The 22821-nt window shown below is 66.8% G+C and carries 24 protein-coding genes; 15 read left to right on the top strand and 9 right to left on the bottom strand.

What is annotated here, in order from left to right; translation table 11 throughout:
• The 4 genes from phzC to qscR form a co-directional block, all read right to left on the bottom strand.
• The coding region (phzC, locus tag HMPREF1224_RS40280; RefSeq protein WP_010794063.1) for a phenazine biosynthesis protein PhzC at positions 1-828 on the bottom strand (828 nt) is incomplete at its 3' end.
• Between the two features lie 23 nt (positions 829-851).
• Positions 852-1340, bottom strand: coding sequence for a phenazine biosynthesis protein PhzB (phzB, locus tag HMPREF1224_RS40275; protein ID WP_003115119.1), 489 nt, complete (start codon positions 1338-1340; stop codon positions 852-854).
• Between the two features lie 35 nt (positions 1341-1375).
• Entirely contained in the window at positions 1376-1864 is a 489-nt protein-coding gene (gene phzA, locus HMPREF1224_RS40270) for a phenazine biosynthesis protein PhzA (RefSeq protein WP_003450170.1), read from the bottom strand.
• A 481-nt stretch (positions 1865-2345) separates the two neighbouring features.
• Complete coding sequence (qscR, locus tag HMPREF1224_RS40265; protein WP_003118960.1) at positions 2346-3059, bottom strand: quorum-sensing transcriptional repressor QscR; 714 nt, start codon at positions 3057-3059, stop codon at positions 2346-2348.
• A 761-nt stretch (positions 3060-3820) separates the two neighbouring features.
• Here qscR and HMPREF1224_RS40260 point away from each other — a divergent pair.
• The 8 genes from HMPREF1224_RS40260 to HMPREF1224_RS40225 all read left to right on the top strand — a co-directional run bounded on the left by HMPREF1224_RS40260 (position 3821) and on the right by HMPREF1224_RS40225 (position 11983).
• Positions 3821-4588, top strand: coding sequence for a sterol desaturase family protein (locus HMPREF1224_RS40260; RefSeq protein ID WP_010794062.1), 768 nt, complete (start codon positions 3821-3823; stop codon positions 4586-4588).
• Between the two features lie 5 nt (positions 4589-4593).
• On the top strand, positions 4594-5763 hold the full coding sequence (locus HMPREF1224_RS40255; RefSeq protein WP_003088150.1) for a hypothetical protein: 1170 nt from the start codon (positions 4594-4596) through the stop codon (positions 5761-5763).
• Between the two features lie 18 nt (positions 5764-5781).
• Positions 5782-7056, top strand: a complete 1275-nt coding sequence (locus HMPREF1224_RS40250; RefSeq protein ID WP_003102695.1) for a fatty acid desaturase — start codon at positions 5782-5784, stop codon at positions 7054-7056.
• 16 nt (positions 7057-7072) lie between these two features.
• A complete protein-coding gene (locus tag HMPREF1224_RS40245) occupies positions 7073-7696 on the top strand; it encodes a 2OG-Fe(II) oxygenase (RefSeq protein WP_003102697.1) in 624 nt (207 codons plus the stop codon).
• 25 nt (positions 7697-7721) lie between these two features.
• Complete coding sequence (locus HMPREF1224_RS40240) at positions 7722-10151, top strand: penicillin acylase family protein (protein WP_010794061.1); 2430 nt, start codon at positions 7722-7724, stop codon at positions 10149-10151.
• Positions 10148-10885: a hypothetical protein gene (locus HMPREF1224_RS40235; protein WP_003102703.1), complete on the top strand. Its 738-nt coding sequence runs from the start codon at positions 10148-10150 to the stop codon at positions 10883-10885. The genes HMPREF1224_RS40240 and HMPREF1224_RS40235 overlap by 4 nt, the downstream gene beginning before the upstream one ends.
• Positions 10882-11271 (top strand): hypothetical protein, encoded by a 390-nt coding sequence (locus tag HMPREF1224_RS40230; protein ID WP_003118963.1) that lies wholly within the window; start codon positions 10882-10884, stop codon positions 11269-11271. The genes HMPREF1224_RS40235 and HMPREF1224_RS40230 overlap by 4 nt, the downstream gene beginning before the upstream one ends.
• Before the next feature lie 88 nt (positions 11272-11359).
• Positions 11360-11983: a glutathione S-transferase family protein gene (locus HMPREF1224_RS40225; RefSeq protein ID WP_003088140.1), complete on the top strand. Its 624-nt coding sequence runs from the start codon at positions 11360-11362 to the stop codon at positions 11981-11983.
• A gap of 13 nt (positions 11984-11996) precedes the next feature.
• Here the strand turns inward: HMPREF1224_RS40225 and HMPREF1224_RS46110 are convergent, their stop codons facing one another.
• Positions 11997-12383 (bottom strand): hypothetical protein, encoded by a 387-nt coding sequence (locus tag HMPREF1224_RS46110; RefSeq protein WP_003115740.1) that lies wholly within the window; start codon positions 12381-12383, stop codon positions 11997-11999.
• A gap of 165 nt (positions 12384-12548) precedes the next feature.
• Between HMPREF1224_RS46110 and HMPREF1224_RS46105 the strand changes: the two genes are divergently transcribed.
• A complete protein-coding gene (locus HMPREF1224_RS46105; protein ID WP_003088136.1) occupies positions 12549-12836 on the top strand; it encodes a hypothetical protein in 288 nt (95 codons plus the stop codon).
• 296 nt (positions 12837-13132) lie between these two features.
• The gene (gene dapA / locus HMPREF1224_RS40210) at positions 13133-14008 is read left to right on the top strand and encodes a 4-hydroxy-tetrahydrodipicolinate synthase (RefSeq protein WP_010794060.1); all 876 of its coding nucleotides are present in this window, start codon (positions 13133-13135) and stop codon (positions 14006-14008) included.
• Between the two features lie 12 nt (positions 14009-14020).
• Here dapA and HMPREF1224_RS40205 read toward each other — a convergent pair whose 3' ends face one another.
• Positions 14021-16384, bottom strand: a complete 2364-nt coding sequence (locus HMPREF1224_RS40205; protein WP_003122806.1) for a DNA polymerase II — start codon at positions 16382-16384, stop codon at positions 14021-14023.
• Positions 16385-16452: 68 nt separating this feature from the next.
• Positions 16453-16986: a GNAT family N-acetyltransferase gene (locus HMPREF1224_RS40200; protein ID WP_003102722.1), complete on the bottom strand. Its 534-nt coding sequence runs from the start codon at positions 16984-16986 to the stop codon at positions 16453-16455.
• An 85-nt stretch (positions 16987-17071) separates the two neighbouring features.
• Between HMPREF1224_RS40200 and HMPREF1224_RS40195 the strand changes: the two genes are divergently transcribed.
• On the top strand, positions 17072-17623 hold the full coding sequence (locus tag HMPREF1224_RS40195) for a helix-turn-helix domain-containing protein (RefSeq protein ID WP_004343115.1): 552 nt from the start codon (positions 17072-17074) through the stop codon (positions 17621-17623).
• Here HMPREF1224_RS40195 and ndhC read toward each other — a convergent pair.
• Both ndhC and HMPREF1224_RS40185 read right to left on the bottom strand, forming a co-directional pair.
• Positions 17620-18018 (bottom strand): NADH-quinone oxidoreductase subunit A, encoded by a 399-nt coding sequence (gene ndhC, locus HMPREF1224_RS40190; RefSeq protein WP_003088123.1) that lies wholly within the window; start codon positions 18016-18018, stop codon positions 17620-17622. The two genes, HMPREF1224_RS40195 and ndhC, sit on opposite strands and share 4 nt — an antisense overlap.
• Positions 18019-18030: 12 nt before the next feature.
• Positions 18031-18354: a DMT family transporter gene (locus HMPREF1224_RS40185; RefSeq protein WP_003102734.1), complete on the bottom strand. Its 324-nt coding sequence runs from the start codon at positions 18352-18354 to the stop codon at positions 18031-18033.
• A gap of 330 nt (positions 18355-18684) precedes the next feature.
• Here HMPREF1224_RS40185 and HMPREF1224_RS40180 point away from each other — a divergent pair, with 330 nt between their 5' ends.
• From HMPREF1224_RS40180 to HMPREF1224_RS40165, 4 genes are all read left to right on the top strand, one after another.
• Positions 18685-19146, top strand: coding sequence for a (2Fe-2S)-binding protein (locus HMPREF1224_RS40180; protein ID WP_003102736.1), 462 nt, complete (start codon positions 18685-18687; stop codon positions 19144-19146).
• Between the two features lie 4 nt (positions 19147-19150).
• The gene (locus HMPREF1224_RS40175; RefSeq protein WP_010794059.1) at positions 19151-21346 is read left to right on the top strand and encodes a xanthine dehydrogenase family protein molybdopterin-binding subunit; all 2196 of its coding nucleotides are present in this window, start codon (positions 19151-19153) and stop codon (positions 21344-21346) included.
• A 157-nt stretch (positions 21347-21503) separates the two neighbouring features.
• On the top strand, positions 21504-22058 hold the full coding sequence (locus tag HMPREF1224_RS40170; RefSeq protein ID WP_003088112.1) for a helix-turn-helix domain-containing protein: 555 nt from the start codon (positions 21504-21506) through the stop codon (positions 22056-22058).
• Positions 22059-22146: 88 nt separating this feature from the next.
• Positions 22147-22725 carry an HD domain-containing protein gene (locus HMPREF1224_RS40165; RefSeq protein WP_003102740.1) on the top strand — a complete coding sequence of 193 codons (579 nt, stop codon included), beginning with the start codon at positions 22147-22149 and terminating at the stop codon, positions 22723-22725.
• Positions 22726-22821: the final 96 nt, after the last annotated feature.

Here is a 22821-nt window from a genome sequence, read left to right as displayed (position 1 = left end):
CTTCTGCGCGCCCATCCGCGCGATCAGCGTCAGGCGCCCCGGCTCGCGGCGCGGGTCGAGGCGCTCGCAGAGCGCCAGCAACTGGTCGCGGCCGATCTCCGGGCCGACCTTGCAGGCCACCGGGTTGAGCACCTCGGCCAGCAGCGCCACATGGGCGCCGTCGACCTGGCGGGTGCGCTCGCCGATCCACGGCCAGTGGGTCGAACCGAGGTAGACCCGGCGCTGCTCGTCCTCGCGCAGCATCGACAGCTCGTAGTCGAGCAGCAGCATCTCGTGGCTGGTCCAGACCGGCGAGGCATTCGCCTCCTGCCCGGACGCGGCGTCCCAGCCCAGGTGGCGCATGATGTTGCGCGCCGCCGCATAGCCCTTGAGGATCCGCTGCGGATCGGCCCGGCGCTGCTCGGCATGGGCCTCGCGGCCGTTGACCATGTCGCCGCGATAGACCGGCAGGGTCTGCTCGCCGACCTGCTCGTGCGGCTTGGAACGCGGCTTGGCGTACTGCCCGGCGATGCGCCCGACGCGGATCACCGGCCGCCGGCCGGCCAGGCGCAGGGCGCCGGCCAGCAGTTCCAGCACGGCGGCCTTGCGCGCCACGTTCTCGGCATGGTGGTCGTCCATGTCCTCGGCGCAGTCGCCGCACTGCACCACCAGCGCCTCGCCGCGGGCGACCCGCGCCAGGGTCGCGCGCAGGGCCAGGATGTCGCCGGCGCGGATCAGCGCCGGACTGCCGCGCAGGTACGCCTGCACGTCGCGCAGGCGCGACGGATCGCCCCATTCGGGTTGCTGCAGCGCTTCGCAGCGCCGTACGCGTTGCAATAGATCGTCCATAGTTCACCCCTTCCAGGATGGCCTCAGGTGGGAATGCCTTCGCGTTTGATCTGCGGGACCGGAATGCTCAGGGCGCGCAATTGCTGGAAGACGTTCATGAATTCGCGGTTGCGCTTGATCTTGCCGTCGTCCAGCTCGAAGGAATGCAGGAAGTGGTTCTCGTAGTAGCCCTCGGGATAGCCGGGGAAGAGGATCTTGCCGTGGCCGTCGCACTCGACCCAGAAGTGGTTGGGATCGTCGGTCTCGAAGACCTTGATGTTGTACCACTCCCAATCCGGGAAGCATTTCAGCGACCACACCGCGTGCTCGGCCAGCTTGTCCTTGCCACGAATGACGATGGGCGAGCCGGTATCGGTGGTCCATAAACCGCCACAGCCGTCCTCGACGAAAAGTTCATGGCGGCGCAGGCGATCCTGGCCTTTGGTGTTCATATACTTGACCACCGTCTCGCGATTCTTCCTGCGCAACTCCACGGCGTCTTCGAAACCTTGGGGAATGGCATTATCGAGCATCGTCATATCTCCTCTTGAATTGGAATAAACATTAATCAGGTGGGAATACCGTCACGTTTTATTTGTGGAACGGCTATTCCCAATGCACGCAATTTCTGCATCGGGTTCATGAACTCGCGATTGCGTTTTATCCGGCCGTTCTCGAGTTCGAAGGAATGGATGTAGTGGTTCTCGCAATAGCCCTCCGGATACCCCGGGACCAGCGCCTTGCCGCGCCCGTCGCACTCGACCCAGAAGTGGTTCGGATCCTCGGTCTCGAAGATCCGCACGTTGTGCCACTCCCAGTCGGGGAAGCAGCGCTCGAGCCACTCGGCGAGCCGCCTGAGGCTCTCATGGCCCCGGAAAACCAGGGGTTCGCCGCTTTCCGTGGTCCAGTTGCCGGCGCAGCCGTCCTCGACGAACAGGCTGTGCCGCTGCAACCGTTCGGCCCCCTTCATGCGCATGTAGTGCTCGACCGTGGCACGGTTGCGCCGACGCAATTCCAGGTTGTCGGTAAACCCTTTCAACCGTTGGTACTCTCGCATGGTGCGAATCTCCGCCAGTTCGAATCGACTGGCATCCATACCGGAAAGAAGACATCGGGATGACAGGCCGGAGAAATTGCCGTGAAGCTTTTTCCGGGCAAAAGTTGCCCGCTTCGGAGCGTCTCCAAAGTTTCAACTAATGCCGAATTGCCATGACCGAATGTTTCGCCTGAAACCCAGTTGTAACCAGATTTGACAGGGGACAAACTTATAAACGCTTTTTTGCAATAGCCATAACCCCTTAAAAATTACAGGTGTGGGGCAACGATTCCGTTCTATTCTTTGGCCGGTTTGCCAAGCGCCCGGAAAGTTGCACTAGCGTGCCGGACAACAGGAGGACGGGCGCAATGGCGAAGGGGGCAGCGGGGAAACGCTGCCGGTGGGAAGGCTGCGCTCAGGCGACCGGCGCAAACGCTATCCGGCCATTCGGTGAATGGCCGGACGCTTGCGCGGCGGCCTCGCTAGGCGACGAGGCGTCGATTCAGTTGAGCAGGCCGATGGCGTAAGCCTTCATGGTGGCCTCCGCCTTGTTGCTGGAGTTGAGCTTGCGCATCGCATTGACGATATGGAACTTCACCGTGCGCTGGTCGATCGACAGGATCAGGCCGATCTCGCCGTAGGTCTTGCCCACCGCGGTCCACTTGAGCATCTCGGTTTCCCTGGCGGTCAGGCGCACATTGCTTTCCGGGACGATGCGCGGCGCCAGCAGGTCGCCGAAGGTAGCCTGCAGCATGCTGGTGATCCAGAGCAGGAAGGATTCCTTCTCCAGGATTTCCGTGGCGGCGATGCTCTCGCTGGAACGCACCAGGGACAGCATGCTGATCAGCCCGTACTTGCCGCGGACAGGGATCGACCAGCCGTGACGGATGCCGTGATGCAGCGCTTCCTCCCAGAAGAAACGGTTCTCCTGGAAGTCTTCGCCATTCCAGATCAGCGGGGTGTATTCCAGGAGACCATGGCGCACGATCGGGTCGATGGATGTGTAGTCTTCGGAGATATATCTGCTTTTCCATTCCCCTGGGTAATTGGACAAGAAATGATATTTAGGTGCGGTCAGCGGGAAAGGCGCCCGCGCACCGAATGAAAAGAATTCGAATCCATAATTACCGCATATCTCGAGAACCAGGGAGAAGAACTCTTCCTCGGTTGTTATTCTTGACAAAATCTCGAGATATCCCTCTCTCTCATCATGCATGCCAGCTTCACCAGTCAACAATCGATCCCGGCAGGATTCGGTTCTTCAGCGTTTTTATTCTTTTTTGTTTCCGTCTTATCCACTCATGACAATTCCCTTTATCAAGCCGGACCTGGAAGTACATATCGCCACCGGCCCTGTGCGGGTGTTCCGGACGAGGTCTAGCCCATTCGCCGCCCGCCGGGCGACGACGAAACGAGGCTGAAGAGAACTTCTCGATGAGCACGGACACGAAGCGCCGCGCAGGAACTGCGCTGGGCTGGAGGGGACGGCGCCCCGGATCTTTGCGGAAACCGTAGAACGGCTCTCCGATGGGCCTCACGGCGGTCTTTCTCATTGTTCTTCTCGCACGCTCCATCGTCGTCGGGAGAGCCTCCCGACAACAAACCTTGGCCCATGGCGGGCCTCGTCGACGAGGCTCCCCGGGGACCAGAAATGGCAACTACATACTTCCCCCCCTATCTCTCCGCAGATACCTGCCCGGAAGGGCAGGTTGTCCCTACCGGGCTGTGACAATTTAATTCGACCAGGCATTTCATTGTCCGTGCCGATTTTCACGAAGCGCATTCTGAGGCAATTAAAAAGAGCGCTCCATTCGACCATGGACAAGCTATCCACGCCTGACCGAGATCGCCTTCCGAATATAGCGAAGCGATAACCGCAGCCTGCCGAGAAGTGCTTCAGACAATAAACAGGACGCTGGCCTTTCGTATCGATGAAAGTTCCGCATGGCGTCCGCCCCTAAGGAAGAGGAGATAAATATGATTTATTACTTGATCGGAGTGGCGCTATTCATCTTCATGCTGGAACAGTTGGTTCCCGGCTGGAAATTGCCCAAGGTGAGCACCTGGGTGGCCCGGGTGATCTTCCTCAACATCGTCCAGGTGTCGATCGCCCTGCTCGCCGGCATCACCTGGAACAAATGGATGATGGGGCACAGCCTGCTGCACACCTCGGATGTCCTGCCACCACTGCTGGCCGGCTTCGCCGCCTACTTCGTCAACACCTTCGTCACCTACTGGTGGCATCGCGCGCGCCACGCCAACGACACGCTCTGGCGGCTGTTCCACCAGTTGCACCACGCGCCGCAACGCATCGAGGTATTCACCTCCTTCTACAAGCATCCGACCGAGATGGTCTTCAACTCGCTGCTGGGCAGCTTCGTCGCCTACGTGGTGATGGGCATCAGCATCGAGGCCGGCGCCTACTACATCATGTTCGCCGCGCTCGGCGAGATGTTCTACCACTCGAACCTGCGCACCCCGCACGTCCTCGGCTACCTGTTCCAGCGCCCGGAGATGCACCGCATCCACCACCAGCGCGACCGCCACGAGTGCAACTACAGCGACTTCCCGATCTGGGACATGTTGTTCGGCACCTACGAGAACCCCCGCCGCATCGACGAGCCGCAGGGCTTCGCCGGCGACAAGGAGCAGCAGTTCGTCGACATGCTGCTGTTCCGCGACGTGCACAGCCTCCCCGGAAAAACCCAGCCCGCTCCCGTCCTGGTCAAGCCCGACGTCAGGTGAACGCCATGATTCCAGACATCGATTCCCGTCTCAGCCGGAACATATTGAAATCCATCTCGTATGGCCTCCCCCTCGCCGAAGTGGTCCCCGACCATACCTATGCGCAACTGGAAACGCGCCTCGGCGAACTGAAACGCAGGTATCTGGAGCTGCGCATCTCCCACGGCGCGCGCGAGCTGCCGTTCAGCAACTACCTGTTCTACCTGATCCTCCAGTCGCGCCACCAGGAATTCGACTTCAAGCTGCGCCAGGGCAACTCGGTGGTCACCAACATCCACCGCTTCAAGAGCAAGGGACGCATCCCGTCCCTGACCACCCTGCTCCTGGCCGATGCGGTCAACGCCAAGAGCGAGCTGGAACTCAAGCATCCGGACATCCCGCAGCTCGACCGCCACGCCCGCGACATCGAGCGCTGGCTGGCCGCCGGCAACGTCATGCCGCCCAGCGAGCGGGCCCTGCGCGGCCTGGTGGAGGCGCTGGAGCGCGCCGCTGGCGAAGGCCGTCCGTTGCACCTGGTGAGCGCGGTATGCCCGGACTACTCGCACTCCAGCGATGCCGAGGGCAAGCCGCGCTACACCTTCGAGCGAGTCGGCGACCAGCCCGGCCTGGCCGGCGCCAAGCTGGTCAGCGCCGGCCAGGCGGTGGCGGAGCTGGCCAGGGCGCGCCAGGTGGAAATCCGCCACGCGATCCTCGGCGGCGAGTTCGAATACCTGTCGTTCAACCGCAACCCCGCCACCGGCGAGACCCGCGAGGGTTTCCTCGGCAAGGTCGAGCGCCAGCTCGAGCGGATCGCCGGGGCCCTGCCCTGCCCGGCCGCGACCTGCTCGTTCTTCGAGATGTGCGGCGGCGAGGACGGCTGGCACCGGGCCCACGGCGAGATCGTCCAGCGCCTGGAACAGGGCGACTACGGCCAGACCGGGCTGGACTACCCGGCCCTGGAATCGATCTTCCTGTCGCGCCTGCCGCTCTACGAGAAATGGTTCGCCAGCCAGTCGCGCGAGCAGATCTGGGCCAGCTTCGTCTCCCAGGCCGCCGAGTACGCATTGATGGGAAAACTCTTCGGCGAGCGCTTCGACAACTTCGTCGTGCTGGCCGTCGATCACTACCGGATGGAGCCGTTCTACTCGTTCTTCGCGACCGTCCCGACGCTCTACATCCGAACCGACTACCTGTAACCAGGGAGCGCCTGCGCCATGCAAGATGAACTGTTCAAGACCCGATACTCCAAGTACGGATACGGCATCGACGTGCGCCGTACCTACAAGGACCTGCCCTGCCAGCCGTTCTGGACCTGGGTCACCGGCAAGTCGCTGAACGACCGCCCGCCGCGGCGACCGAAAGACACCCTGCTCAAGCCCTGGCAGCTCTACCTGCACATCAGTTGGGGCTACGCGGTGTTCTTCCTCGCGGTGATCTACGGCCAGCAACTGCTCGCCTCGCAGCAGCCGCTGTGGCTGAAGTGCCTGCTGGGCGCGCTGATCATGTGCCTGGTGGTCAACCGCCAGCGCGGCTTCCTCCATACCTTCCACTACACCACCCATGGCGCCAGCCTGGAGAACAAGGCGCTGGCCCGCTTCACCTGCAAGTGGATCCTGTCGATCCCGATCCTGCACACCCCGCGCGACGAGTACGTGAAGCTGCACGTGAACGAACACCACAGCGTACGCACCTTCAATACCGAGCACGACGTCGACCTGGTCTTCATGAAGCAGCACGGCTTCTACAAGGGCATGTCCGAGAGCGCCTTCTGGACCCGCCTGGTGCTCGCGCCCTTCCATCCGGCGCGGATCCTCGAGCACCTGAAATTCCGCTTCGACGTCAGCTTCGTCTCCGCCCCGCGCCACGAGCGCGTCAGCCGGGCGCTCTACTGGGCCGCGCTGCTCGGCCTGGTGTACGCCAGCGGCTACCTGGAGGCGTTCGCGCTGTTCTACCTGTTCCCGATCTTCATCCTCACCCAGTACTCGTCGTGGATCCAGCACGTCTCCGAGCACCTCTGGTTCGCCCGCAACGAGCACGGCCTGCCGCGCTTCCTGCACTACGGCTCGCTGAGCTGGGGACGCTTCCTCGGCCGCCCCTATCCGGCCGACAAGCAGGGCCTGGCCTTCGCCCTGGCGTTCGTTCGCTGGAGCCTGGGCGTGCTGCTGATCGACATCCCGCTGCGGGTGTTCTCCTTCATGCAGGACCTGCCCAGCCACGACTTCCACCACCGCAAGCCGGGGGTGAACTTCTGGCGCATCGCGCCGGAGCGCGCGGCCAACGAGGCGCGCCCCTCGAAGTTCGGCCCGATGACCGAGACCTGGGGCATGTGGGAGAACTTCCTGATCCTGCGCGACCACCTCTGCCGCGGCCAGTCGGACCCGTTCGGAATCGTCGATTGGTACCGCGAGAACCATGCCCGGCTCGCTCCGGAGACCGATGCCGCCAACCAGCCCCACACCAACCAACCCGCATCCCAGGCTACCGCCTGATCACACAGGAAACCCCATGAATACTCAGATTGCCCAGATCACCCAGAGCCTGGCAGCCAACGGCTGCGCCTATATCACCCCCAGCGACGCGCTCTACGACGAGCAGGACTGGGAACTGATGAACCAGGTCCTGGCCAACTCGACCCTGCCGTGGGAGAAGATCCTGATCGGCGACGCCGACGAGGAGAACGACCTCTACGTGGCCCGTTTCATGACCGACCGCGACCGTCCCACGGTGGTCAACCATGCGCTGTCGGAGCTGATCATCCCGCGCGTCTGCAACGACAACGTGATGAGCCTGTTCCGCAAGCTGATGGGCGACGACGCCTTCTACGTCCGGCGCATGCAGGTGAACCGGATGAAGGCCGGCTCGTTCATCGGCCGGCACCTGGATACCGACAGCAACCCGGACTACCAGTACTCCATCGTCCTGCAGCTCGGCACCTACTTCTCCGGCGGCCAGTTCGTGGTCTACGACCGCGACGGCAACCTGCGCAACGACATCAAGCCGGAGCCGCGCTCGGTGATCATCAGCGACTGCAGCTATCCCCACGAGGTCCAGCAGGTGACCGCCGGCGAGCGCGTCTCGCTGGTGTTCTTCGTCAGTCGCCATGCGGACCGGAACCGGCGGGTCTATTGACCCGTCGGCGTGGAGACTCGAAGCGATGTCGAAGAACGCACGTTACGCCTGGCGCCTGTCCCTCGGCGGCCTGCTGCTGGGGCTACTGGCCTGCGCGGTCTACCTGCTGGCCGTCCCGCTGGGCTTCAAGTACGGCGAGATCCAGGTCGGCCATGGCCTGGAACACGAGGGGCGGATCGCCTGGGACGCCGCCGGCGTCCCGCATATCCGCGCGCAGAGCCTGGAGGACGGCTATTTCCTGCTCGGCTACAGCCACGCCAGGGATCGCCTGTGGCAGATGGAGTTCGCCCGCCGCTATGCCGGCGGGACGCTCTCCGAAGTGTTCGGCGCCAAGACCCTGCCGATGGACAGGTTCGCCCGCACCCTGGGCTTCCGGCGCACCGCCGAGGGCATCTACGCCAACCTGGACGCGCCCACGCGCGTCCTGCTGCAACGCTACAGCGACGGGATCAACGCCTACCTGGAGCTGGCCCCGGCGGCGCTGCCGCTGGAATTCAGCCTGGTGCGCCACGAGCGGCCGGGGCCCTGGGGGCCGGTGGACAGCCTGTCCCTGCACCTGCTCTATTCCTGGACCCTGAGCGCCAACCTGGGCATGCAGTTGCAGCGCCTGGCGCTGGCCGAGCACCTGGACCTGGCGCGGATCAACGAGGTGTTCGCCCCCTATCCGGGCGAGCTGCCGCCGGCCACCCGCGACTACGCCAGCCTGTACCGCTCCCTGCACGGCACGCCGGACGCCGGCAAGCTGCTGGGGCAACTGCCCGGTTCCAACGTCGAGGGCATCGGTTCGAACAACTGGGTGGTCTCCGCCAGCCGCAGCGCCACCGGCAAGCCGCTGCTGGCCAACGATCCGCACCTGCGCCTGACCAACCCGGCGGCCTTCTACCTGGCCAGCCTGAAGATCCCCGGCCTGAGCCTCACCGGCGCCAACTTCGCCGGCGCCCCGCTGTTCGTCATCGGCCATAACCAGCGCATCGCCTGGGGCTACACCAATACCGGCTCGCACATCCAGGACGCCTACCTGGAGCGCGTCGATCCCCAGGACCCGCGGCGCTACCTGACCCCGGACGGCTACCGGCCCTTCGAGACGCGCCTGGAACGCATCGCCGTGCGCGACGGCGAGACGGTCTCGCTGGAGGTCCGCAGCACCCGCCACGGCCCGGTGATCAGCGACATCTACGAACCGGCGCGGCTGCCGCAGGCGCAGCGCGACCGGCTGGTGATCGCCCTCGCCTGGACCGGCCTCGACCGTCACGACAAGACCTTCCCGAGCCTGCTGGCGATCAACCGGGCCGAAGGCTGGGAACAGTTCCTCGACGCCGCCGCCGACTTCGGCGTACCGCCGCAGAACATGGTCTATGCCGACGTCGAGGGCAACATCGGCTACGTCTCCGCCGGTCGCGTACCGCTCCGCGGCGCCGACGACGACCTCCATGGCCTGGCCCCCTCGCCCGGCTGGGAGAGCCGCTACGACTGGGTCGGCTACGTTCCGGAAAGCGCCAAGCCACGCAGCCTCAACCCCCGCGAAGGGTTCATCGCCACGGCGAACCAGCGCATCGTGCCGCCCGACAATGCCTTCGACTTCGGCCACGACTGGGTCCTGCCCTACCGCTATGACCGCATCCGCGAGTGGCTCGGCGGCCCCGGCCAGCGCACCCTGGAAGACAGCCTGGAGTTGCAGAACGACGAGTTCTCCAGCGTGATGGCGAGCCTGTTGCCGGAGATGCTGGAGCAGGTCAGCGACCCCGAACTGCGCGCCAGCGAGGCCTTCGCCCTGCTCCAGGGCTGGAACCACCAGGCCGCCGCCGACCTGGCCGCGCCACTGATCGCCGGCTACTGGGTACGCGCCTTCACCCGCGAGCTGCTGCAACCGAGGATCGGCACGCAGTTGCTGGCCAGCGGCTGGAACCAGCGCAACTACGACGGATTCCTCCGGCTGATCCTCGACGGCCAGGCCGACCTGCGCTTCTGGTGCGGCCAGGAACAAGGCTGCGACCTCAAGCTGAACCAGTCGTTGCGCCGCGCCCTCGACGAACTGCGTGCCGCCCACGGAAGCGCGCCGAGCGGCTGGAAGTGGGGCGAGGCGCACGCCGCCCTCGCCGAGCACGTGCCCTTCCACAAGACCCCGCTGCGCGCGCTGTTCGACCTGAAGAACAACAAGGGCGGCGACAACTTCAGCGTCAACGTCGGGCGCTTCGACTACAGCGACCCGGCCAACCCGTTCAACACCCGGATCGCCGCGACCCTGCGGATGGTCATCGACCTGGCGGACTTCGACAACTCGCGCTACGCGCTGTCCACCCGCAACTCCGGCCTGCCGTTCGACGGCGCCACCGACCTCAACGAACTCTGGGCCCGCGGCGCGTACATCCGTATCGCCGACGACGCCCCCGACGCGACGGACCGCCAGTTGGTCCTGCGCCCTTCAGCCTCTTCCTCCGGCGAGCCACGACCATGACCAGCGATCCGCAGAAAAACGCCTTCGACCTCGACTACTCCAGCCGCGAACGGCAGTTCCCCGAGGGCTTCAAGCGCAAGATAGTCGCCGACCTGCAAGAGGGAATGCCGCAGTTCGACGTGCTGCAATACTTCGGCAACCAGCCGGATATCTTCGAGACCTACGACCACCTGGTATTGGCGACCGACCCGGAGGGCGAACGGATCATTGGCATCCTGGGCGCGAAGGACTTCGTCCGCGGCTCGACGCGCTTCCTCTACCTGTGGACGGCGATGGTGGTCGACCGCTACCACCGCACCAGCCTGTTCAAGCGGATCAACCAGTTCTTCCTGCGCCAGGTCAGCGAGCGCAACGGCGGGCTGCCGCCGCTGATCGTGGCGAAGACCTACAACCCGGTGGTCTACAACATGTTCCGCGCCCTCAGCGCGCGGATTCCGGGAGCGACGCTGTACCCGGACCTGGAAGCGCCGCGCCAGAACCCGGACATGGTCGACCTGGCCCTCGACGTGGTCGGCACGCTGTCCGCCAACCTGCGTCTGGATGCGGAAACCGGCCTGATACCCGGCGGGCAACGCAGCGTCGCCCCGGATTTCTTCCCGCGCATGGCGATGTCCAGCCACGCCAGGACCAACGACCACTTCGTCGCCCACGTCGGCAGCAGCGACCAGATCCTCTGCATGGTCCGCCTCGCGCCCGGTGCCGAACCCTACGTGCAGCAGAGGATCATCCGGTGAGCGGACTCGCGCAGCGCTCCGACGACCCGTGGCTGGCGGCGCTGCCGGCCGCGGTGCTCTACGGCGCCTGGGCGGCCTATGCCAACCAGGACGGCGGCCTGGCCGGGATGGGCGTCGCCGCCCTGCTCCAGGGCGCCGCGAGTCTCCTGGCGACGCGCTTCGGCCTGTACCTGTTGCAATGTCTCGGCCGCCGCCACGGCCTTGCGCAACGCCAGGCGCCCCTGCTGGTGGTGCTCCTGCTGACCGCGCCGATGGCCGCGCTGCACTGGCTCTCGGGCACGCCGCATCCATTGGCGAGCGTGGCGCCATCGTTCGTCATCGGCTGGCTCTACTTCGCCCTCTGGGCGCGCCACCGCCCGGGCCGCCGGCAAACCAGCCGCGCCTAGCCGGCGCCCCCGCTCGAGCCGCTCCCCGTCGGCGGGATCGGCCCGTATACTCGGAGCCTTCCTATCCGCCCAAGGACGCGCCATCGCCATGCTGGAGATTCTCGGAAAGGCCTCTTCGATCAACGTGCGCAAGGTGCTCTGGACCTGCGCCGAACTGGACCTGCCCTACCGCCGCGAAGACTGGGGCAGCGGCTTCCGCGACACCCACGCGGCGGAATTCCTCGCCCTCAACCCGAACGCCATGGTGCCGGTGCTGCGCGACGGCGAACTGGTGCTCTGGGAATCCAACAGCATCATCCGCTACCTGGCCAACCGCTATGCCGGCGAACGCCTCTATCCGCAGCAGGCGGCGCCGCGCGCGCGGGTCGACCAGTGGCTGGACTGGCAGGCCTCCGACCTCAACCGCTCGTGGAGCTATGCCTTCATGAGCCTGGTCCGGCAGTCGCCGGCGCACCGCGACGCGGCCCAGGTGGAGGCTTCGTTGCGCGGCTGGACGGGCTTCATGGAAATCCTCGAGGGACAACTGCTACGCACCGGCGCCTATGTCGCCGGCGAGACCTTCAGCCTGGCCGACATCGCCATCGGCCTGTCGGTCAACCGCTGGTACGAGACGCCGTTCGAGCATCCGTCGCTGCCAGCGGTGCGCGCCTATTACGAGCGCCTCGGCGCCCGTCCCGGCTTCCTCGCCCACGGCCGCAACGGCGTACCCTGAGCGAGGCGCGCGATTACTGGCCGAGCGCCTTGTTCAGGCGCTGCGCCAGGGCGGTGGTGTTGGCGCCGGCGGTATCCAGCAGCAGGTAGTCGTAGTCGGACTTGGCCACCGGGGCGATGCGGTATTGCAGGACGCCCTCGACCACCTGCTGGCCGGCCGGCACGCTGAGGGTGCCGACGCAGGACAGCACGCCGCTGTCGGGATCCTTCTCGAGGATCGCCACGTCGCGCAACGCGCTGTCCTTGAACTCCGGCGAGCGCTCGGTGATCGCGCCCTGGAGGAAGATCCGCATCAGTTGGTCTTTCACGTCCGGCGAGGCACAGGCCTCGGCCTCCTTCTTCGCGCAGGCGCTCAACAGCAGCGCGGCGCCCAATACAGCGAGCACGGGTAGCTTCATCATCCCCTCGGGGGTTGGTTGGTGATGCGCAGTTGGACTGCGCCGCCGGCGAATGATTCCCAGGCCCCGCGCGGCGCCTGCCGCAGCCAGCACTGGCCAGCCGGCGCGTCTGCCAGTAGTCTGCCCGCCGCGCTGGCGACGCCGGCCCCACGCCAACTGGAGCAAGACATGTACCGAGACACCGTGACCCTCACCGTCAGCGCCGAGCAACGCGGCCGCGAAAGCGAGGCCGTGGACAACCCGAACGTCGCCATCGGCCTGGAAAGCGTCGAGCCGGGCGTGCTCAAGCTGCACTTCGAAGGCCAGCTGGACGCCCCGGAGAACGCTACCCACATCTGCTTCAGCCTGACCATCGGCCTCACCTACTACGGCCCGATCCTCGACGGCGCGGCCAGCGAGAACGGCGGCTGGATGACCTTCGAAAGCGACATGCTCGACCCGGCGCAACTGGCCTGAACCCGCGACGCGGTTGACAGCGCGCCGCGCAGCCCGTAGAAATTGCCCGTCCCCCTTTTTCCGGTATTCCACGGCATGTCCCTGTCCTTCGACTTCGAGCGTTTTCCGCTTGGCCCCGGCGCCAAGGCTCGGGGCCGTGCCGTTGCCGCGAAGAAATCGAAGAAACAGTCGCTCATTTGACCGGGGCGTGCTGTCCCGTCAGGTGAGCTGACAGGACACGCAGGCGCTCCCGCCTCCCGCCGAACCCCTTCCGCCCTCCTGACGCCGACAAGACGGTCAGCCACCAGGAGAGAGTCATGTCATCGTTCCAAGGTATCTGGGTCCCGCTGGTCACGCCGTTCAGCCATGGCGAGATCGACTTCGCCGCGCTGCCGCGCCTGCTCGACCACCTGCTGAATGCCGGTGTCGCCGGGGTCGTGGTCTGCGGTACCACCGGCGAAGCCGCGGCGCTCGAACACGGCGAACAGCTGCAATTGCTCGACGCCGTGCTCGAACGGGTGGCGCCGGAGCGCGTGGCGATGGGGCTGGCCGGCAACAACCAGGCGCAACTGCTGGCCTTCCAGCGCGAAGTGCTAGAGCGTCCGCTCGCCGGCCTGCTGGTGCCGGCGCCCTACTACATCCGCCCCTCCCAGGAGGCGCTGGTGCGCTTCTTCCATGGGGTCGCCGACGCGTCCAGCGTGCCGCTGATCGTCTACGACATTCCCTATCGCACCGGTGTGCGCATGGAACTGGAAACCCTGCGACGGATCGTCGACCACCCGCGCATCGCCGCGATCAAGGACTGCGGCGGCAGCCTGGAAAACACCCTGGCATTGCTGGCAGACGGCCAGGTGGCGGTGCTCGCCGGCGAAGACCTGCAAATGTTCAACGCCTTCTGCCTGGGCGCCAGCGGTGCCATCGCCGCCTCCGCGCACCTGCACCCACAGCGCTTCGTCGCGCTTCACCGGCAGGTCGTCGAGGGCCGGCTGGAAGCGGCCCGGGCCAACTTCTTCGCGCTGTTGCCGTTGATCCGTGCGGCCTTCGCCGAACCCAACCCGGCGCCGGTCAAGGCCGGCCTGGCGCGCCAGGGACTGATCGGCGACGAGCTGCGCGCGCCCTTGCTGGGCTGCGGCGCGGCACTGGCGGAACGGCTCGGGAGCTTGCTCGCGGAGATCCCGGCGCGGCTCGCCTAGGCGTCGGCAGCCTCAGAACAGCGCCATCTGCCGGTCGACCAAAGTGGCGAAATCATCGCCGACGAACGGCAGGATGGCGTCGGCCACCGGCTGCAACTGCTTGCCCACGTAGTGCTCGTAGTCGATGGCCGAACGCCGCGCCTCGAGCGGCTCGGGACCGGCGACGCTGATCACGTAGCTGATCCAGCCGCCGCTCTGATACTGCCGCGGGCGCCCGCGCTCGAGGTTGTAGTCGTCGGCGATGCGCGCCGCGCGCACATGCGGCGGCACGTTGCGCTGGTAATCGTCGAGGCGCCGGCGCAGGCGCTTGCGGTAGACCAGCAGGTCGTCCAGCTCGCCGGCCAGGGTCCGTCGTACGTAATCGCGCACGTAGTCCTGGTAGGGCTGGCGATTGAAGATGCGCAGGTAGAGTTCCTGCTGGAAGCGCTGGGCCAGCGGCGACCAGTCGGTGCGCACGGTCTCCAGGCCCTTGAAGACCATCTCCTCGCCACCGTCGGCGCGGCGCACCAGGCCGGCGTAGCGTTTCTTGCTGCCCTCCTCGGCGCCGCGCACGGTGGGCATGAGAAAACGCCGGTAATGGGTCTCGAATTGCAGCTCGAGGGCGCTGTCGAGGCCGAATTCTTCTTTCAGGTGCTCGCGCCACCAGTCGTTGACCCGCGCCACCAGCGCCCGGCCGATGGCCGCGGCCTCCTCCTCGGCGCGGGGGCTGCCGAGCCAGACGAAGGTGGAGTCGGTATCGCCATAGATCACCGTATAGCCCTCGGCCTCGATCAGCTCGCGGGTACGGCGCATGATCCGATGCCCGCGCAGGGTGATGGACGAGGCCAGGCGCGGGTCGAAGAAGCGGCAGCCGCTGGAACCCAGCACCCCGTAGAAGGCGTTCATGATGATCTTCAACGCCTGCGAGAGCGGCTGGTTGCGTTCGCGCTTGGCCGCCTCGCGGCCCTCCCAGACCCGTGCGACGATGGCCGGCAGGCAATGCCGGGTACGCGAGAAGCGGGCGCCGCGAAAGCCTTCCACCGAGTGCTCGTCGTCCGGCTGGCGCAGGCCTTCCACCAGGCCGACCGGGTCGATCAGGAAGGTACGGATGATCGACGGATACAGGCTCTTGTAGTCGAGCACCAGCACCGATTCGTAGAGGCCCGGCCGCGAGTCCATGACGAAGCCGCCGGGACTGGCTTCCGGGCGCTTCTCGCCGAGGTTCGGGGCGACGAAGCCGGCACGGTGCATCAACGGCATGTACAGGTGGGTGAAGGCCGCCACCGAGCCGCCGCTGCGGTCCGCCGGCAGGCCGGTGACAGTGGCCCGTTCGAGGAGGAAGTCGAGCAGTTCGGTACGGGCGAAGATCCGCGTCACCAGTTCACAGTCCTTCAGGTTGTAATGCGCCAGGGCCGGCTTGTCCTCGGCGAACATGCGATCGATCTCGTCCATCCGCTGGTACGGATTGTCGATCGCCTTGCCTTCGCCGAGCAGGGTCCGGGCGACGTTCTCCAGGCTGAACGAGGGAAAACTCCAGGTCGCCGAGCGCAGCGCCTCGATGCCATCGATGATCAGGCGGCCGGCCGCCGCGGCGAAAAAGTGGTTGTTGCGGCTGCCGTGCTCGCGCCAGCCCATTTCGTCGCCGCCACGCCCCAGGCGCAGCGGCACCTTCAGGCGCTGGGCATGCTCATGCAGGACGCGCAGGTCGAACTGCACCAGGTTCCAGCCGATGATGGCGTCGGGATCGTGCTCGGCCAGCCACTGGTTGAGGCGTTCAAGCAGCCCGGCACGGCTGTCGCAATAGTCAAGGCGGAAATCCACGGCCGCGGCATCGCCGTTGGCCGGGCCGAGCATGTATACCTGGCGCTGGCCGCAGCCTTCCAGGGCGATGGAGTAGAGATCGCCGCGGGCGTTGGTCTCGATGTCCAGCGACACCAGGCGCAGGCGCGGGCGATAGTCCGGAGCCGGCTTCAGGCGCCGGGCGAGCAGGCTGCCGTCAGCCTCGACACTCGCCTCCAGGCTGACCGGCGCGGTGATGAAGCGCTCCATCAGGTAGCGCTCCGGCGGCCGGATATCGGCCTCGAACACCTCGACGCCGGCCTGGCGCAAGCGTTTCTCCAGATTCATCAGCTGGCGATGCTGCTGGCAGTACAGGCCGAGCACCGGCCGCTGCTGGAAGTCGCGCAGCGCCAGCGGCCGCAGCTCGGCGCCAGTCTCCCCGGCGAGCAGGGACTCGACGCGCCCGCGCTGCTCGGCGAGGACGAACGCCACCGACGGCTGCGGCGGCAGCCGCACCTGCCGCGGGCCCTGCTCGGTGGCCAGCCAGAACGCGACTTCCGTGCCGGCCGGCGTATCGCGCCAGTGCCGGGTCAGGACGAACCCTTGCAGTAACTCCACCATCGACCCCGAATCTCTCGCATCCGCCGATTCTACCCGGCCCGCCCTGGGAACGCCGGCATCTTCGGTCAGCCGGCAGCAGCCAGGCGCTTGTAGAAATAGGTGGTGGGACAGGGCGTGCCGTCCGGCATCAGGGCGTAGTCCGGGATTTCCCCGACCCGTGTCCAGCCGGTCTTCAGGTACAGCCGTTCGGCGGCGCTGCCGCTGACCGTGTCCAGCACCAGCAGGGACTTGCCGCAGGCCCGGGCGAGCCGGTCCAGCTCGCCCATCAGCGCCTCGCCGATGCCGCGCCGACGCGCACGCCGGTGCACCAGCATCTTCGCCACGTCGGCGCGGTGCGGCTGGTTCGGCGGTTGGTCGAGGAGCAGTTGCACGGTACCGACGATCCGCCCCTCCGCTTCCGCCACCAGCAGCAGGCGTTCATCGCCCGCCACGCTCTCGCCGACGCCGCGCCAGAAAGCCAGCGCCCGCTCCCGCGGCAACGGCCACATGAAGCTGACCGAAGCCCCGCCTTCCACGCAGTCCAGCAGTACCTCGGCCAGTTCGTCCAGGCGCGCCAGGATCTCCTCGCCAGCCAGGCGGCGAATCGTCGGTTCGGTCATCGCGGGCAAGCTCCAATGCAAGGTCGAATTTCCAATATATTGGACAGTGACTATCATGGACGAGAAAAATCCGCCAGGGCCACTCATGGATATCGACGAACTGATTGCCCGACGCCTAGCCGCCCTGCGCAAGGAGCGCGAGCTGACCCTCGCCCAACTGGCCGAACGCTGCGCGGTGAGCAAGGCGATGATCTCGCGCATCGAGCGCAACCAAAGCAGCCCCACCGCCAGCGTCCTCGGCCGTCTCGCCGGCGGCCTGGGGGTCGCCCTCTCCGAGCTGCTCGGCGACGCGCAGGTGCCGGCCGAACCGCTCTGCCGGCGCGCGCAGCAGGAAGTGTGGGAAGACCCGGTCAGCGGCTACCGCCGCCGCCAGGTCGGCGCTCGCGATCCGCGCAGCGGCTGCGAGATGGTGGAAGTGGAGATCCCGGCGACCACCCGCCTCGACTATCCCCGCTGGGGCGGCCGGCCCTACCGGCAGCGCCTGTGGCTGGTCGAGGGTGCGCTGCGGGTGGACTACGGCGAGCAGTCGTTCCACCTGCAACGCGGCGACCGCCTGGACTTCGGCGTCGACCGCGCGGTGACCTTCGCCACCGCCGGGCAAGCCTGCCGCTACCTGCTGGTGATCCTCCACGACTAGTCGTGCGGCTTTTTCCGCCGGCGCTCCGGCGACCAGTCGAGGGCGCCGACCCGGTGCAGGTAGAACAGTCCGACCAGCAGCAGGGAGACGAACAGCGTCGCCTCGACGAAACCCGCCCAGCCATTCTCCCGCAGCGACACCGCCCAGAGGTAGAGGAACGGCATCTCGATGCCGAAGATCACGAACAGCATGGCGACCAACGCGTACTTGACCGAGAAGCGCAAGCGCGACGAGCCGGTGGAATCCACCCCCGACTCGAACGGCAGGTTCTTCGCCCGGCCATGCGATCGGCCGCCCAGCACCCGGCCCAACCCCAGCATGAGCAGGCAAAGGGCGAGCGCGCCGAAGAGGTAGGCGAGCAAGGCCCAGGTCGCGGGAGCGAAGGATGCGTACATGATGGTCGCCCCTCAGCCCTGACGGGTCGCCAGCTTGAGAATGACGATGCCGGCCACGATCAGCCCCACCGCCAGCAGCCGCAACGGGCTCGGGCTTTCGCCGAAGAGCAGGATGCCCAGGGCGAAGGCGCCGACCGCACCGATGCCGACCCAGATGGTGTAGGCCGTGCCGAGGGGCAGGGTTTTCATGGAAACGGCCAGCAGGCCGAAGCTGAGGATCATGAACAGCAGGGTGACCAGGCTTGGCCACAGGCGGGTGAAGCCGGCCGACTCCTTCATGGCCGTGGCCCAGACGATTTCGAAGACACCGGCGAGCAAGAGATAGATCCACGCCATTTTCAGCCTCTCTGCAGGGTCGTCCCCGCGCAATGAAAGAGGGAAAACGGGTCGTCCCGCTTCCGGCTGAAAGTGCGTGCCGCCCGGGCGGGCGTCAGTCACCGACGGCAGCGATCCTAGCGCGTTGCCGATGCCGGGTGAACGCCTGCGCCGACGGAGTTGTTTCGCCGCGTTTCCGCGCCGTGCCCGCCGGGACGCTCGGCAGGATTGATCTAGACTTTCGCAGGATCGTGCAAGGCGTCCGTTTCGTCCTTCGCGCACACTTCGCCCGATGCATCCCTGCCTGATAAGAGATAACGCCCTGCCCGGGCCTTTCCGTGGAGAATCAGCATGCCCACCTCGCTCGTCCTGAACGGCAAGAACGTCACCCTCGACGTCGATCCCAACATGCCCCTGCTCTGGGCCATCCGGGAAAGCGCCGGCCTGCACGGCACCAAGTTCGGCTGCGGCATGGCCCAGTGCGGTGCCTGCACCGTGCAGCTGGACGGCACCGCGGTACGTTCCTGCGTGCTGCCGGTCTCCGCGGTCGCCGGCAAGCGCGTCACCACCATCGAGGGTATCCAGAGCAAGCCCGGCAAGGCCGTGCAGGACGCCTGGGTCAAGCTCCAGGTACCGCAGTGCGGCTACTGCCAGTCCGGCCAGATCATGTCCGCCACCGCGCTGCTGGAGCAGAACGCCAGCCCCAGCGACGCCGACATCGATGCCGCGATGAACGGCAACATCTGCCGCTGCGCCGCCTATGTGCGGATCCGCGCCGCCATCCACGAAGCCGCCGACACCCTGAAGGCCTGACGCCATGAACAGCAAGATCGATCTGAGCAACGCCCTGCCCGGCTCGCGCCGCGGCTTCCTCAAAGGCGCCGCGGTGGTCGGCCTGACCATCGGCTTCCAGTGGAGCGGAGCCCGGCGTGCCCTCGCCGCGGCCCTGCCGGACGCCGGCTTCGCGCCCAACGCCTTCCTGCGGATCGCCCCGGACGACAGTGTCACGGTGATCGCCAAGCACGTGGAGATGGGCCAGGGTGCCTATACCGGTATCGCCACCATCGTCGCCGAGGAACTCGACGCGGACTGGAGCAAGGTCCGCGTGGAAAGCGCGCCCGCCGACGCCAAGCGCTACGCCAACCTGGCCTTCGGCACCATGCAGGGCACCGGCGGCAGTTCGGCGATGGCCAACTCCTGGATGCAATTGCGCGAGGCCGGGGCCAAGGCGCGCGCGATGCTGGTCGAGGCCGCCGCCCGCCAGTGGCGAGTGCCGGCCACCGAACTGCGCACCCGCGACGGCTTCGTCGAACATCCGGCCAGCCAGCGCAAGGCCAGCTACGGTTCGCTGGCCGCTGCGGCGGCGGAACTGCCGGTGCCGGAAAAAGTGCAATTGAAGGATCCCAAGGACTTCCGCCTGATCGGTCACCAGGCGCCGCGCGTCGACGTTCCCGGCAAGACCGACGGCAGTGCGCAATTCACCCTCGACGTCAGCCTGCCCGGCATGCTGGTCGCCCTGCTCCAGCGCCCGCCGCTGTTCGGCGCCACGGTGAAATCGTTCGACGCCACGGCGACCAGGGCGATTCCGGGGGTGGTCGAGGTGGTCCAGGTGCCGCACGGCGTGGCGGTGGTCGCCAAGGGCTTCTGGGCGGCGAAGCAAGGCCGCGACGCGCTCAAGGTCGAGTGGGACGAGAGCAAGGCCGAGAAGCGTGGTTCCGAGGCGCTGATGGCGGAGTACCGCAAGCTCGCCGAGCAACCCGGCAAGCCCGCGCGCAGGGACGGCGACGCCGCCAAGGCGGTGGCCGGGGCGACCCGCAGGATCGCCGCCAGCTACGAGTTCCCGTTCCTCGCCCATGCGCCGATGGAGCCGCTGGACGCGGTGGTCAGGCTGACCGCCGACAGCTGCGAGATCTGGGCCGGCGACCAGTTCCAGACCGTCGACCAGGGCAACGCGGCGCGCACCGCCGGGCTGAAGCCGGAGCAGGTGAAGATCAATACGCTCTACGCCGGCGGCAGCTTCGGCCGGCGCGCCAACGCCTGGTCGGACTATATCGTCGAGGCGGTATCGATCGCCAAGGCGCTGGGCGCCAACGGCGTGCCGGTGAAGCTGCAATGGACCCGCGAGGACGACATCCACGGCGGTTTCTACCGGCCGATGTACTACCACCGGCTCGAAGCCGGGCTCGACGCCGACGGCAAGCTGGTCGGCTGGCAACATCGCATCGTCGGCCAGTCGATCCTGGAAGGCACGCCGTTCGCCGCGGTGATGGTCAAGAACGGCATCGACGCCACCTCGGTGGAAGGCGCCGCCAACCTGCCCTATGCGGTGCCCAATGTCTCGGTCGAGCTGAGCACCACCCAGGTCGGCGTGCCGGTCCTGTGGTGGCGGGTGGTCGGCAGCTCGCACACGGTCTACGCGGTGGAGGCGTTCATCGACGAGGCGGCGCAGGCCGCCGGCAAGGACCCCTACCTGTTCCGCCACGACCTGCTGGCAGAGCAGCCGCGCCTGCGCGGCGTGCTCGAACTGGCTGCGGAAAAGGCCGGCTGGGACCCGTCCAGGCCGCTGCCCGCCGGGCGCGGGCGCGGGATCGCGGTGACCGAGGCATTCAAGACCTTCGTCGCCCAGGTGGTCGAGGTCTCGGTGGACAAGGACGGCAAGCTGAAGGTCGAGCGGGTGGTCTGTGCGGTGGACTGTGGCATCCCGATCAACCCGGACGTGATCGCCGCGCAGATGGAGGGCGGCATCGGCTTCGGCCTCGGCGCGATCCTGCACAGCGCGATCACCCTGAAGGACGGCAAGGTCGAGCAGAACAACTTCGACGGCTACCAGGTGCTGCGGATCGCCGAGATGCCCAAGGTCGAAGTGCACATCGTGCCCTCCGGCGAAGCGCCCACCGGGGTCGGCGAACCCGGTGTGGCGCCCATCGGCCCGGCGCTGGCCAATGCGATCTTCGCCGCCACCGGGCAACGCCTGTACAACCTGCCCTTCCCCACCTCCTTCGCCAAGGCCTGAGCGAGACGCCCGCCGGCAGCTCCACGGCTGCCGGCGCGGCGCGGGCGGCCCTCCGAGGATCGCCGCCGACCATACGGGTCCCCCCGGTGTCGCGCCGATTTGCCTCCGCCCGGCGTCGGGCGCAGACTTCAGCGTCCATTCGCCCGCGTAGCCAAGCATGACCGAGCCTCTCCCTTCTTCGTCCCTGGGCCCCGCCCTGCGTCGCTGGCGCCTGCTGCACCGGGTCAAGCAAACGCATGCCGCCGAATTGCTCGGCGTGGCGCAATCGACCATCTCGCGCTGGGAGTCCGGTACCCAGGCGCTGCTGGTGGAGGAACGGGCACGCCTGGAGCGTCTGCTCGGCGCCCGCCTGGAAGCCGCCGCCGACCAGGCACTGGCCCGCCTGGTCGAGGCCAACCCGCAACCCGTGCACCTGATCTGCGACCTCACCCATCGCCTGTTGGCCTGTTCGCCGGCACGCGCCGCGCAATTCGGCGTGCCTCTCGGCGAACTGCTCGACCGTTCGCTGTGGCCCTATTGCAGCGAGGAAATCCTCCGCCAGGAAGCCACCCTCGAGGAACTCGGCTGGCGCGAACTGCTGGCACCGCCGGCGCTGGAGTTCGCCAGCGGAGCGAACGCCTCGGCCATCGTGCCGATCCGGCGCAGCCGTTGCCGCTGGACCCGCATGACCCTCTCGGACGGACGCGCGGTGCGCCTGGTGGAAACCCTCTGAACGTCGCCGCGGATATTTTATCCATGGACCTTCAGCACCGCCGCGCCTAGGCTTGCAGGCTCGTTTCACCGGTAGCGGAGCCCGCGCCATGTCCCTCGAACTGCTGAGCAACCGCCTCGAATTCCTCCGCGAAGCCGAACGCCTGAAAGACGTCCTGCGCTCCGCGCACACCTCCTCCGGCCGCCCGGAAAGCACCGCCGAACATAGCTGGCGGCTGTGCCTGATGGCACTGGCCTTCGAGGACCAACTGGCCGGCCTGGACCTCGGCAAGGTCCTGCGCATGTGCGTGGTCCACGACCTCGGCGAAGCGATCCACGGCGACATCCCCGCCGTCGAGCAGGCCGCGCACCCGGACAAAGGCGAACAGGAACGCGCCGACCTGTTGCAGCTGACCCGTCACCTCGACGCGCCGCTGCGCGACCGCCTGCTCGCCCTGTGGGACGAATACGAGCGCGGCGAGTCCGCCGAAGCCCTGGCAGTGAAGGCCCTGGACAAGCTGGAAACCCTGCTCCAGCACACCCAGGGCGACAATCCGGCGGACTTCGACTATGCCTTCAACCTCGACTACGGCCGTCGCTATACCGACCGCGCACCGCTGTTCAAGACCCTGCGCGAGCTACTCGACGCCAGGACCCGACAGCGCCTCGCAGCTCGGCGCGACGCCTAGCGTGCGCCCGCCCGGGCAGCGTTACCAGCGCCACCGCCTACGTAGCTCGCCATGGCTACAGGGAAGCGGCTGGCACGTTTCCACCGACCGGGGCCT

The sequence above is a fragment of the Pseudomonas sp. P179 genome (assembly GCF_000478485.2).
GTDB classification, from domain to species: domain Bacteria; phylum Pseudomonadota; class Gammaproteobacteria; order Pseudomonadales; family Pseudomonadaceae; genus Pseudomonas; species Pseudomonas aeruginosa.
The sequence above is the reverse complement of the archived record's forward strand: the minus strand, read 5'-3'. Positions and strand labels throughout refer to the sequence as shown.